Source organism: Nostoc sp. MG11 (assembly GCF_014904695.1).
Taxonomy (GTDB): domain Bacteria; phylum Cyanobacteriota; class Cyanobacteriia; order Cyanobacteriales; family Nostocaceae; genus Komarekiella.
This window is the reverse complement of record NZ_JACXXN010000046.1, coordinates 20,973-35,317: the sequence shown is the minus strand read 5'-3', so window position 1 is coordinate 35,317 and position 14,345 is coordinate 20,973. Positions and strand designations below refer to the sequence as shown.

Annotated in this window: 4 protein-coding genes (1 of these 4 only partly in view); all 4 read right to left on the bottom strand. The window is 42.8% G+C overall.

What is annotated here, in order from left to right; translation table 11 throughout:
* Window positions 1-152: 152 nt before the first annotated feature.
* On the bottom strand, window positions 153-1,154 hold the full coding sequence (locus tag HCR01_RS31395) for a Rieske 2Fe-2S domain-containing protein (protein WP_193199912.1): 1,002 nt from the start codon (window positions 1,152-1,154) through the stop codon (window positions 153-155).
* A 103-nt stretch (window positions 1,155-1,257) separates the two neighbouring features.
* A complete protein-coding gene (locus HCR01_RS31390) occupies window positions 1,258-2,190 on the bottom strand; it encodes a hypothetical protein (RefSeq protein WP_193199911.1) in 933 nt (310 codons plus the stop codon).
* 118 nt (window positions 2,191-2,308) lie between these two features.
* The gene (locus HCR01_RS31385) at window positions 2,309-8,791 is read right to left on the bottom strand and encodes a type I polyketide synthase (RefSeq protein WP_193199910.1); all 6,483 of its coding nucleotides are present in this window, start codon (window positions 8,789-8,791) and stop codon (window positions 2,309-2,311) included.
* Window positions 8,751-14,345, bottom strand: partial view of a non-ribosomal peptide synthetase/type I polyketide synthase gene (locus tag HCR01_RS31380; RefSeq protein WP_193199909.1) — the final stretch only. The gene runs 8,115 nt beyond the window's last position; 5,595 of the gene's 13,710 nt are visible here — the last part of the coding sequence; the start codon falls outside the window, past its right edge; the stop codon is at window positions 8,751-8,753. The genes HCR01_RS31385 and HCR01_RS31380 overlap by 41 nt, the downstream gene beginning before the upstream one ends.

Sequence of the window (14,345 nt, the reverse complement as noted above, 5' to 3'; positions counted from 1 at the left end):
TGGGCGATGGCGAGGCAACTTGGCTATCACTAATTTTTACTGCTAGTAGCTGCTTTCTCTAGCTTATCTGCTTTGTATACTAATTAGACAGTTAGGGATAATATTTTTTATTGCTGGTATATTTTATTCTCTAGAAGTCCCTTTGTCTAACCTCACAAAATCGTGTTGCTCCCCCTAGAAATTTCAATAAGTTCGGAATAAAACTGGCTAGCCCAATAACGATATCTCATAATTTCACCATCACCCTCACAGAGAATTGGATGAGTGCGGTAAAGTTTGTTTTTCCAGATGGGGAAGTCTTTTTTCACTTCATTTTCTAAGGTCTTGACCAGCAATGGTGTCAAAGCTGAGGTTATGGTTTTACTAAACAAGCTCTTAATACTAATAAGCATATGTATCTCAAGCTCCTCTTCATTCACTGGTGTTGTCAAAAATAAGAGAATGAATTCTAGCTTACCGATTCCACTAATACAATATCTTTGTAAACTATATCCCAAGCCATAGAGAATTATTTCGATTTTAGTTTCTATCTGCAAGTTTAATGTTGCAATTTTAAGAGCTTGTTGTGAAAGAAGATATTGTTTCCAAATCGAACCATCTATCTCTGAACCTTGACTTTTAGTAGAGTGATCGGAATGCACTGTTGGAAAATGAGCAATATCTACAACTTGTTCATGTAGTTCTTGAACATGAGAATTAATTTGGCACTGGCTACCTTGTTTTAACTGAGTCCATTCTCGAGAAGTTAATTCAGGTATCTGGGGTAATTCCCACGTTGGAGCTTCTCCTTGAGCATGGTAGTATAAAAAAATCAAGCCGTTAATTTCTCTAACGTGCCAAGTCGGAATCTGTACATTAGGTAAACTTCTATTTGCATAAGGTACATCTGTACATTTTCCATACTTATTAAAACACCACCCGTGAAACGGACATTTAATAGTTTCACCTTCAACACGTCCACCGTAACCCAAGTTTGCTCCTAAATGAGGACAGTAGGCATCAAGTACATGGGGAGATCCTTGTTTAGTGCGGAATAGTACTAAGTTTTTTCCAAAATAAGAAAGTGGTTTAACACCTTCAAGTGGTAATTCATGACTGTAGGCAATACGGAACCAACCATTAGGAAATGACGTAAATGGAAAGCGTTGTTTCATATATTTAAGCTCGTTTGGAATAAATTTATCTTGCTTTGCTAACTATTTAAGTAAAGGCGAAAAAAATTAGCTAAATATAACTGTTAAGTAACCATATTTTTCTTTATAATTTACTTAAAATTGTAGCTCCCCACATATTTGATCCTGTTCCTAATAGAAGAAGCAAATCCTGTGAATTTAAATAATTGTTATTGAATAAATCACATAAGTTTATTAAATTATCAGATGCTAAAGCATGAGCAAATCTTGCTATGTTTTCGGTGTAAACTTGCTCAAAGTCAAAGCCTCCTAAGTCACTAATAGTTTTTGACAATAATAAACTATAGTTATTAGTAATTAATTGCTGAAAATCTCTTGGTTCTTTTTCGATGAATTTCATTGCTTTCCACAAAGTTTGCTTGATACCTTCTGTTACCGCATACATATACTCTTCACTTTTCTCATTTATATCTAGTTCACTCATTGCTGCATTAGTGTGTTGAGTTATATGGATGATTTCAAAGTCTCCTTTTTCCGCACTAACAATGCAACTTGCTGCTGCGTCACTTGCTATAGAAATATTTGGTGGAATTATTCTTGTTCCGCCTTCCTGAGTTTGATCTGTAGTCACGACTAAAATATTTCTACATTCTCCAGCTTGGATTAAGCTAGCAGCAGTACGTATGGCAGTGTGTATGTTTCCACATTCAGAAAGAAAAACACCAATTGGGTATGCATTCTCTAAACCTAGTTCATAACTTAAACGACTGACTTCCTTACCATCATAAAATCTAGAATCCCAAAAACTGCTAGTGGCATAGATTAAAACATCAATTTCTTTTCTAGTTATACTTACTTTTTCTAAAGTATACTTTGCAGTTTGTTTAGCCATAACTAGTGGTGGTAAGTGACTTTTAGCATATTTTTTTAATCCGAATTTTAACAGGGTTTCTAAAATTTGATTATCTTCTTTAAGCTCATCTAAAGTTTCGATATCTTTAAGATTGCCTAATTCGTATGATGGCGCTGTTAAATAAACTTTTTTATTGCTGAACATATATTTATATCGATTTTCAATGTTTAATTCCTGGGGATGTCAAAAATAAACAGATGTTTAATTTTATTTTCTAATTGCTACTTCGTACAAGTCCGAACATCTTCATATAGCAGTACTTTTATTTAACTACGACTAGTTTTTGCTTGATAGATTGCAGAAGTTCCTCCGGAGTGGGGCAATCAAAAAGTGCATCTGTACCTAGTTCTACACCAAATATCTCTCTGATGCGAGAAGTCACCAGAATCGCTTGTAATGAATCTCCATTAAGATTGAAAAAATCGTCACTGGTTTTGATTTCTTGTATGCGTAAGACCTCTCGAAAAATGTTTACTAGGGCTGTCATTTCCTCTGATAATGGAGAAGTTAATCCTTGACGATAATCGCTCCAAGAATTGTTGATTGTAATAGAGTGGGGTTGAGAGTTTACATGATTTGTTGTCCACTCTCGTAATAAGGGCAAGGCATTTTCCTTGAAGCGTAATACCCTCATAGTTTTGTTTTCAGCCTGGACACTGGCAAAATCTTGAGTAGAAACCAACACTTGGGATGACGATTGTTTCAGTATCCGACGGAAGGCTTTGGCTCCCTCTAGGGAAGTCATCCCCTGCTGTAATTCCGGATGTAGATCAGGGGATGCAACTGGACTAATAGCTTTATTGGTGGAGCGTTCAGGGCTGCTCTTGAGCATAAAGCCTTCTATCAAGGCACATTCGTAACCAGCTTCATCTAGTAACAGAATATCGAAAGAAATGGTTTCTTTACCTGAGCGGCCGTCATCGAGATAGCGTGCATAAGCTACTATCTTTGATGGTAGTGACCCGTAAAGCCGCAACTTTTGATAACTAAAGGGAAAGTAGAAATCTTTGGCAGCGATCGCAAAACTGGTGGCGACATCAAGCAAGGCGGGGTGCAACTTATAATGGTATAAATCATCACTATTATCTTCTGATAAAGTCAACTCAGCCATAGCCTGATTTTGACCGAAATATCTATCTGCGATCGCCTTATACCAACGTGGCCCAACACTAACAGGGCCGTAATGCTTCATGTTATCTCTGGCACTTGTCAGTCCCGTATCAGATGCTCTTTTCTCCTGACAAGCACGCCTTAAGGCTTGAATATCGTAGAGTTTTGGTTGATACTCTTTGAGTAGGGCAATTTCGCCTCGTGCATTTTCATACCAGTAGGACGCATCATCTTGGCTAAGAATAGTAAAGTTGCAGTAATCTCCTCTGTCTTCTAGAACAACACGCACTTCACGCTCCTGGGATTCATCCACCTCTAACGTATTTAGGAACAAGACATCGCGCAATTCTATCGCCTGACTTGGGTGCCAATGTTGATAAGCTGCCCTAGCCAATTCTAGGAAGGCTGTACCTGGAACTAGCGGACGCTCGTCAAGCCGATGTTCGTTCACAATCCAATGTCGTTGTACTGACAAGCGAGCGTGATAAACTCTTCTACCTGAAATAGTCTCTACACAATGATCGAACAGGGGATGAGGAACCCAATGTAGTCGCGGTGCAGCAGAAGACTTGTCCATAAGCAGACGCATTGCCGCGCCAGCATCACTCCAATTGCCCCAATTGATAGAACAGACAAAAGACTCGGACTCAGCATTCATCTTGTGAGCAAAAGCATCTTGGAAAGCATTGGCAGCACAATAATCTGCCTGGGCGTGGAGTCCAAGAGTGGAAGCTAGAGAAGAACTAATAGCAAAAAAGCGCCGCTGGGGATTGTCAGTTAATTCAAACAGTAATTGCGTACCTTGGATCTTTGGACGCAGCACCTCCATCGCTTTCTGAGAGGTTTCTAGCTGCATTAATCCGTCATCGAGTACCATAGCGGATTGGATGACACCATTAATTGTACCAAAACGTTGCTCAACATCGCCAATTGTTGCCGATAGTGCATCGCGATCGCAAATATCACAGTGATAAATTTCCACCTCTCCCCCCCGGAGTTCGATTTCCTGAATCCGGCGAATTCGATGTTGTGTTAATTCTTGGGGATTGGCTTCACTATGCCAACTAGGTGAGGCTGCAACTCGCTCACTGCTGACTTGAGCAATAATTAAAGCTGTATCGGTAGTACTTTGCATCTCAGCATTAGCCGGTAAGCTCTCAACGGTTGTGAAACCCTGTTCTGTCAACAGCTTTTCCCAATTGTGCTGACTTAAAAGGGGCGACCGGCTACGTAAATGAGTGTCCTCAAACTGCCACCAGCCCTTAGATAATCCCCAGATCATATCAACCCAAGGGGGCATTTTCGTGGCTTCAATCAGTGCCAGAATTCCGTTAGGAGCTAAAAGCGATCGCAGGTTAAATAGTGTGTTTTCAATGTTTGGTGTTGCGTGAACAACGTTGAGTGCCAAAATAACATCAAAGCTGCCAGGAGCATAACCTTGAGTTACCGGATCTCTGGAAATATCGAATACCCTTGTTTGGATGAAGTCAAAACCATTGTCTGCAATCCGATGCTGAAGCTGTTCCATAAAGCTGGGGCTAATATCAGTTACCCAATACTCGACCTTTTGGGAAGTTAGTTGAGAAAGTTCCTCAGCAACAACTTGTGTTAATAACCCGCTACCAGCACCGACTTCCAAAATCCGTAGAGGGCGTTTCTCCTGCTGCTGTGCCAAGATCCGCACTAATTCGGCTAATACCCGGCGATAGATCGGCTCCTGACTATACTCTAAAGTGTTTTTTGTAGCTTGTTCCAGAAAATCAGAGCGACCTTCTGGATACAACACACTAATTGCCGGAATTTTACCTGAGAGAGCCTCATGGTAATTTGTAGCAGCACGTTCCAAAACATCAATAATGCCAGTGAATGCTGGGTAGTTAGCACGTAGTGAGGCACTCAAACGAGAAGAATCTTGTAATTGGTTAAAATTGGGCCCAAAATGAAGTCGCCTATTTTGTTTAATTAGTACTTCTTGCTCTTGCAGTAAGTCGATCATAAAATCGACGAATCGCACCATTGAGGGCAATAACTCAAGACATTCTAAAAGTTTTTGGGTATCTATACCTGTTACCGTCTTTGATTTTCTCAGCGCTCCCTTGAGGTAATCAAGGGCATAGCAACAACACAATTCTCGTAGCCCTGATTCTAAACCGGGGTAATCAGCCAGAGATGCGATCGCCAGTTTTTCTGACCATACTGACTCAGCATCATATAAATTTTCTAGATAAGTGCGAAAATCACATATATGCGATTGAGTCAAGAGGTCATGCCAAGATTCTCGTGATGGAAATGGCGATCGCGTAATCAGTGCAATTTTCGCTGCGTATTCTTCAGCCAAAAAAGTTGCTAAAGATAAACCCACGCCACCAAGTCCGCCAGCGATTACATAAACTCCATGATTTTGCAAGGGAATATTTTCGTTGCCATCATCAGGGGTTAAGTGTTTTTGTTCATACTCCAGAATCAGACGGGTTTCTCCCCGATAAGCGATTATTGGTTCCTCATTCAATGCAGTGGACTCATAGAACAAACTATCTAGCAATCGTGATGTTTCTGTGGCATTTTGCGGCAATTCAATGTCAATACTGCGACAAGTGATATTGGCATATTCAAGTGGAATAACGCGACAAGGCCCAAGTAGAGTAGCTTTGGCAGGACAAATGCGATCGCTTGGCTCAATTGCGTGGAGGTTTGTGGAGACGATTGTTAAGTGTGTGGTGAAAGAGCGATCGCACTTACCTAACGCTTGTGCTAAAAACAATAGCATCTCGAAGCCAGTTTCGGGAGCAAGCTCATCACTTAGCGATGTCACAAACCAGAAGTTTAAGATATAGCTGGGCATTTGATGACGTTGAGCCAAATCATCCAATAGCAGTCCGTAATGTTCTGCTGTAGTGGAATTTATGGTATATTCCCGCTCCGATAAAACTTGAAAACTGGTACTGTGGCTCACAGTAAATACGTTAATTCCCAAACTTTGCAAATACTGGGCAAATTTTTGACCAACACCGCACTCATCCAAAAATAAAAGCCAGCTATTTTGAGAACCAGTTAAATTCAAAGAACTAAATGGTAAAAGTGGCAGTGTCCGTCGCCACTGCGGTACATAAAACCATTCCGCCAAATTCTTTTTCTTTTTTAATGGTGTCGGTGGTAGTTGCTTAAAAATCGGTGCTGGTTGCGTAGCAACTCTCACAGTTTGGCCTGGTTCATACCAATAACGCCGACGCTGGAAAGGATAGGTTGGTAACTCCACCCGTCTGGGAGTTATTCCCACATGAAGCTGCTGCCAACTGATTTGACCCCCAGCCAGCCAGATGTGCAGTAGGGACTGAAAAATAGGTTTTTGCTGGTTCGGCGCAGATTCAATAGTGCTATAGACGTTAATGATTGTCTCGCTGTTCTCCTTTGCTGTTTGGGAATCGAGTATTTTCCCAGGTGCTAATTCCAGTAAAAGGTATTGAGAATCAAGAGGTAATTTAGAGACAGAAGCTTGTTGTTTGAGTTGGTCTACCCAATATTCTGGGCTGATTAATTCTGTTTTATCTATCCAATCACCCACAACCGAATCAAATACAGATATCTGGGGTGACTGCAAATCCATAGTTTGCAGTAAGGTAGTTAGTTTTTCTGAGGAAGATGTATCATGTTTAGCAATTAACATGAGGGCATCTTCAATAGCCATCACCCCAGCAATAGAGGCGCAAATATATTTCCCCAGACCAAAACCAACTACCCCCCCAGGCTCAATCCCTAAAGATTGCAACAGTTGAGCCAGAGCGTATGCAACAGCCAAAAAGATCGGTTGAGTATTGGCTAAGTGTAAAGACAGTTCTGACTCAGGTGAAGAGAATATTTGATACAGATCATCTTGGTAATAGGGTTTGAGGACTTGAAAACAGCGATCGAGTGCTTGTGTAAAAATAGGTTCATCTGCATATAATTTGCGGATAACTGCTAAATTTATAGCCCCTAAACCGTGGAATATAAAAATCGGTTGGCGAACATTCTCCTTAGGCAGCAAATTTACCTGATTAACACCAACACCGCGCAAACCTTCAATAGCTTCGGCATGGGTTTTACAGATAATTGCCCGTCGGCAAGAGTGTTGAGCGCGACCTACCTGTAATGTATAAGCTACATCATTGAGACAGATATCTGGGTGAGAAGTTAAATAATCAGCTAAATTATATGTCAGTTGTTCTAATGCTTCGGGAGTTTTAGCCGAGAGCGGTAGCACCTGAAAAGTATCAGCCTGAGATTTACCTTTACGGCTTGAGGCTGCTTCCAAAACCAAGTGAGCATTAGTTCCACCCATCCCAAAGGAACTTACACCCGCCCGTCGTGGTTGATCTTGCTTAGGCCATTCCTTCAATGTCGTATTTACATAAAAGGGACTGTGAGCAAAATCTATTTTTGGGTTGGGGGTTTGAAAATGTAGACTGGGTAACAGCAATCCATGACGCAGTGAGAGAATAGTTTTGATCGCGCTAGCGACTCCAGCCGCCGCATCCAAGTGTCCAATATTAGTTTTGACTGACCCAATAGCACAAAAGTTAGTTTTTTGGGTCTTTTGTCGGAAAGCTTGAGTTAAGGCTGCGACCTCAACAGGATCGCCTAATGGAGTAGCTGTACCGTGAGCTTCGATATAACCAACAGCCTCAAAATCTCCCCCTGCCATTTCGTGGGCTAAAGAAATGACCTCAGCTTGTCCATCGACGCTGGGAGCAGTGAAACCTACTTTGTCTGAGCCATCGTTGTTAAGCGCAAAACCTCTAATAATAGCGAGAATATTGTCTTGGTCTTGCAAAGCATCATCAAGCCGTTTGAGAACTAATATCCCTACTCCGTCACCAGGAACAGTACCAGCAGCACGTTGATCGAACGTCATACAATGTCCATCTGGCGATAAAATTCCGCCTTTTTCATAGACATAGCCTGCTTTTTGCGGCACATGAATTGAGCAACCACCAGCTAAGGCCATATCACACTGATAGTTAAGTAGCGACTGACAAGCCATATTGATGGCAACCAGTGAAGTTGAGCAGGCTGTGCGAACGACCACAGCCGGGCCTTTCAGACCTAATTTGTAAGCTACTCTAGAGGCGAAGAAATCAGGGTAATTGCCAAAAAAGACATGAGTTTGTCCCGCTCTCAGATTGAGATCCTTGCTATCCTGTAAAACATGATTCAGGTATGTTGTATTACCAGAACCTGCGTAAACACCTATCCAACCATCATATCGCTGCGGATCATATCCCGAATTTTCCAGCGCCGTCCATGCAGTTTCCAAAAATAAGCGATGTTGCGGGTCTATCAACTCGGCTTCGTGAGGATTGACCCCAAAAAAATCTGCATCAAATAGGTCGATATCTGACAAAACGCCCTTTGCTGCTACGTAGTGAGAATCACTAACTGTTGTTTGATTAACTCCGACATCTAGTAATTCCTCGGTTGTAAAATGACGTATTGATTCCACTCCATTGCACAGATTTTTCCAGAATGAATCAAGGTCGTCTGCACCCGGAAATTTTCCAGCCATGCCAATTACAGCAATAGCTAAGTTATCCAAATTTTGCTGTTCAGTCATGGGGTCATCTCCTTTTTCTGGGAAAAGTAACTGTGCGATAAGCATTCTGCTGTTGTTGTGACCGAGTTTTCTCAGGTGTAGACCGGGTGATTTTGCCTTCTCTGGTTTTGAGGTGATCTGCCAATTTGCGAATTGTCGGATATTGGAACATCTCTACAACACTTAGTTCCATCTCTAAGGTTTTTTGGAGAATGCTACAGACTCGTACCATTGTTAAGGAGTTACCACCCAAATCAAAGAAGTTATCCTCTCTGCTGACGTTTTCGATTTGCAAGATATCCTGCCACACTTGAGCAATCTTCTGTTCAATGCCATGTTCTGGCAGACTCCTTTGTTTCTGGTTATTTAAAGTCAAATCATGTGTTTGTGGTAGCGCCACTCGATCAACTTTGCCCGATGGTTTGAGGGGAAGGTGGCTCAGAATCAAGATATAAGAGGGAATCATATAGTCGGGCAAATGGGCGTGCAGATATTCCCTTAATTGCGGCCCTAATAAGGAACTGAGTTCACCTTGTAGCGGCAGGTTGGCCATGCGCGTCAAATCTGGCAAGGAATTGGGGTTAAGGGCGTGTAGAGTGGACTTGATTGTCTTTTGATGAGGCTGTTGGGGTTGTGGGGCAGCAATTTGGAAAGTTGTATCAAAATACTGGAGATTTCCCGATAAAGCCCAGTTAATCTCCACATCCAGCCCCATCTCTCTAGCCATGATCACTAAATCATTAGGATTCACCGCATCACTGTCAGGCTGTTCCTGATTTTTAGCTCGCCATGCCCCAACTGTGTTGGGTTCACCGTTGTCCCTCAGCCAATCTATAGCCTGCAAATCCTCTACCATGCGGGCATTGGGTATGTTTCGCACAGTCAATCGATGCCAATCTCGGTTCCGTAGACGAGCTGGAAGAGAGGTCATACTGATTTGATCTATGCGCCAATCTAAACAGATTTCCCGTCCTACAGATTTCTCATCGTTGCCGTCGAGCTGAATAATTACATCGTAACGGTGGCGAGTTAATTCGTTGAAAGCACTACCACGCTGGAGTTGAATTTTGACATGAGATATGCGGGGGAAAAGTTGTTTTAATGCTTGGAAGAAGCGAGGATCTACTAACAGCTCATTCTGGTGGAAGACCCGTTGGCGTACACGACGCTGTAACTCGCTTTTGGAAGTAGAGTCTTCTGCCCGACGCAATGCCACAGCAGCATGAAAGGCTTCTAGTGTAGCTAGGTTACGGATATCACCTAGATAAATTGTACCGCCTGGTTTCATTGCCTCAATAGCAATTTCTAAAACGTTAATTAAATAGTCGGCACTAGGAAAGTATTGAACCGTGGAATTCACAATACAAGTATCAAACTTTTGTTGATACAGTCCTTTAATTTGCTCTGCACTAGCAAGGTGTAATTCTACCTTTTCTGATTCTGCAGGTTTGTTTTGCAGATATTCTGTAATGTAGTCTAAACCAACCTGAGAGATATCAATGCCGACATATTTTTCTACCACAGGCACAAGTCGGAACAACACCAGCCCAGTACCGCAACCAATTTCCAACACCTGTTTTGGTTGGTAGGAGAGGATTTGCTCGATGCGATAGTCTAACCATTCTCGCATCTGTTCTACAGGAATGGGTTCTCCTGTATAACTATCAACCCAGCCAGTTAGGTTGAAGGTGGGGTCAGATGTGACATGGGACTGGGTATAAAGGTGCTTGTCAAATAATTCTGCCCAGTTAGCTTTTTGATGTTCCAACAATGACTCGTTATTGTTCTCGTTAACCACTGTGGAAACAAATTCTGGTTTGGGTACAACATAAGCAACTAAAGCTTTATCCTCAGTTTGAGAACTTACAGCTAAAACTAAAGAGTCTCGCACTGCTGGATGTTGAGCCAGACAAGATTGGATTTCGCTGGGTTCAATCCGAAAGCCGCGGATCTTCAGCTGATCATCCATACGACCGACAAATTCAAGGATACCATCGGCACGTCTGCGGACAAGATCCCTGGTGCGATAGATTTTGGCGTGAGGATCTAAACTAAAAGGATCTGGGATAAAATTTTCTGTTGTTAAATCGGGTCGTCGCCAGTAACCCCGCGCCAAACCATCTCCACCAACGTACAATTCCCCAACAACACCATCTGGAACGGGTTCTCGCCGATCATCAAGTATGTAAACGTAGGTGTTAGAGATTGGCTGGCCAATGGGAATTTGTTCTCCATCACAGTCGGAAATGTCTTGCATCCGATGACAGCAACTGAAAGTTGTGTTCTCTGTGGGGCCGTAGCCATTAATGATTACGCAGTCACTACCAAGATGGGTTAATGCTCGTCGAACCTGCTGCACAGAAAGTACATCGCCTCCGGCAAGGAGTTGGCGAAGTCCTTGCAGCCCATCAATATTTTCGTCAACCATCAAATGAAATAAACTAGCAGTGAGCCAAGCAGTGGTTATGCCTTGTTGCTGAATCAGTTGCCCTAATTCTTTTAAGGAGGGACGGCTGGGTGTGGCAATTACTAAACGACCTCCGTTCAACAACGCACCCCAAATTTCAAAAGTAGCAGCGTCAAAAGTTAATGGTGCTAATTGTAAAAGTACTTCTGATGCGTCCAGTTTAACGTAGTTGCATTCTTTCACTAGTCGCACTACACCGCGATGGACTACACTCACGCCATTAGGGTGTCCGGTAGAGCCAGAAGTATACATGATATAGCAAAGATTTTCAGCACCAATTTGCACAGGTAAGTTAGTTTCCTGTTGAGCCGCGATGATGGCTTGGTTTTGGTCTAGGCAAACTAGTTGTGGTGTAATGCCTTTAAATTCTTTAGGTAGCCGTTGTACCGTTTGACTGTCAGTGATAATCAGGTCAAGGTTTGTATCTTGGACAATAAATTGAATGCGTGCCGATGGATCTTCTGGGTTAAGAGGAACATAGCCAGCAGAAGCCTTGAGAATCGCCAGCATTGCCACTATACTATCTATCCCCCGTTCCAGGTAGATTCCGATTAAGCTTTCTGGTGTTACACCAAAGGTTTGCAAATATCGGGCAAGTTGATTAGCTCTAGCGTTTAGCGATTCGTAGGTCAGCGTTTGTTCTCCGTAGACCAGAGCAATTGCCTGTGGTTGTTCAGCTGCTTTGGCTGCAAAAAGTTCGTGGATTGTCTTGTCTCGTGGGTATGAAATCTGCCAGTTATGTTGCCCGGCTTTGAGCAATTCCATCTTTTCCGCAGTTTCGAGAATTGCCACCTGTTGAATATTTTGATCAGCATCAGTACTGAGCGATCGCAATAAATTGACATAGTGGCTGGCTAATTTCTCGATGGTCGCAGCTTGAAACAGATCAGTATTATAAATTAGATAACCAGTTAATCCATCCTCAGCCTGTAGCAGGTGCATCTCTAAGTCAAAACGTACAGTGTGTGCCTGAAAATCACTGGTGGCAATCTCCAAACCAGGGATAACTGGTGGTTTCATGGACGCATTCTGAAAAGCGAAAATCACTTGGATCAACGGATTTTGGCTGCTATCCCTTTCTGGAGCCAGTACCTCTACCACCTGCTCAAAAGGAAAGTCTTGCCGTGCATAAGCTGCTTGGGCAACTTGGCGTACCTGTTGCAACAAGTCTGAGAAAGTCATGTCTTGGGAGACTTGACAACGCAGCACTAATGTATTTGCGAAAAAGCCAATGAGATTTTCGATTTCGCTACGGTTGCGGTTGGCGATCGGCGTTCCTATTGCTATGTCTTCTTGACCTGAGTAGCGGTAGAGTAGAACAAAAAAGGCCGCTACCAAAGTCATGAACAGGGTGGCACTATGTTTCTGGCTCAGTTTTTCTAGGGCGATCGCTATCTCAGTCGTTAAGTGGAACTGCACGTTAGAACCAACGAATGTCTGCACCTCTGGACGCGCATAGTCTTTAGGTAATTTTAAAGGTGGCAACCCTGCTAATTGATATTTCCAGTAAGCAAGTTGCTTTTCTTGCACCTCACCTTGTAGCCAGACACGTTGACCAACAGCAAAATCAGCGTAGCTTATTGGCAATTCGGGAAGCTGTAGCGGTTCTTTTGTGATAGCTGCTTGGTAATGCTGACTGAGTTCACGATTAAAGACTCCAATTGACCAACCATCAGCGATGATGTGATGCAAATTGATCAGGAAAATGTACTCGTCTGCCTTGAGTTTGAGCAGGGTGAAGCGGAAAAGTGGTGTTTGGCTCAAATCGTAATGCCAGAGATACTCATTTTTACATATCTCTGCAATCGTGTTTTCTATATTAGTATCTGGCGTATTTGTAATCTCAATGACGTTGAGCGCTACCTGCACCGATGACTCAATTCTTTGTACTGGTTCCCCATTAATTACTGGAAAGCAGGTGCGTAAAGATTCTTGGCGAGTAGCGATCGCTTGTAAGGCATCTGCTAGGATATCTGCGTTTAAGCTGCCTTGGATGCGATAACTGATAACGATATTGTATGCAGGATTGCCTGGGTCAAAATTATTTAAGAACCATAAACGCCCTTGAGCAAAAGACAAAGGTGCATCACCTGCGATCGCTCTAGGAAGTATCTGGGGTAAAATACCGCAGGAATCGCTGAAGACGTTCACAATCTTAGCAGCCAACTGGGCGATCGTGGGAGCGGCAAACACATCTGATAATTGCAATTCGACTGCAAAGGCAGCGCGGATGCGAGAAACGATTTGGGTAGCCAGTAGGGAATTGCCTCCCAATTCAAAGAAGTTGTCATCAATGCCTATTTTTTGAACTTCTAAGATATCAGCCCAGATATTAGCTAACATCTCTTCAGTAGAGGTATTTGGTGCTACAAAATCTACTTGGGAATTCCTCTGGTCTGGATCTGGTGCTGGTAGATTTCGACGGTCTACTTTCCCATTCGGAGTTAAAGGCAAAGTATCCAATACAACAAAAGCAGAGGGAACCATATAATCGGGCAACAACTCCAAGAGAAAGTCGCGCATTGCAGTGGTGCTAGGCGCTTTGTCTGGCTGCGTGACTATATAAGCCACTAGTTGCTGATTACCTATTTTGTCTTCCTGGGTAGTAACTACTGCCTGGAGTACATTGGGATGTTGAGCTAACACAGCTTCAATTTCTCCCAGTTCAATCCTGAAGCCCCGTACTTTTACTTGGTTATCGATGCGACCAATAAACTCAATGTTACCGTCGGCTAGGTAACGAGCTAAGTCACCAGTTTTGTAGAGACGTGTCCCTGGTTCATTGCTGAAAGGGTGATTAATGAATTTCTCTGTAGTCAAATCAGGGCGATGGAGATAACCTCTGGCAAGACCAGCCCCACCAACATATACTTCACCAATCACGCCAATGGGAACTAATTGCAGATGGCGATTGAGAATATAAACTTGAGTATTAGAAATTGGGCGACCAATGGGGACACAAAGACCAAGTTGGCTGGAGTTTGTGATAGGGAAACAGCAAGTGAAGGTCGTGTTTTCTGTTGGCCCATAACCGTTAATTAACTGACAGTCTGGCAGCTCTTGCAAAGCTTTCTGGACGTGGGAAACAGATAGAGTATCACCTCCTACCAACAATTGACGTACAGGCTTTAAATCCTCCAGTCGCCAATCTAT

Coding starts and splice junctions, on each gene's coding strand:
- HCR01_RS31395 (WP_193199912.1), bottom strand. CDS start 1,154: ATGAAACAACGCTTTCCATTTACGTCATTTCCTAATGGTTGGTTCCGT.
- HCR01_RS31390 (WP_193199911.1), bottom strand. CDS start 2,190: ATGTTCAGCAATAAAAAAGTTTATTTAACAGCGCCATCATACGAATTA.
- HCR01_RS31385 (WP_193199910.1), bottom strand. CDS start 8,791: ATGCTTATCGCACAGTTACTTTTCCCAGAAAAAGGAGATGACCCCATG.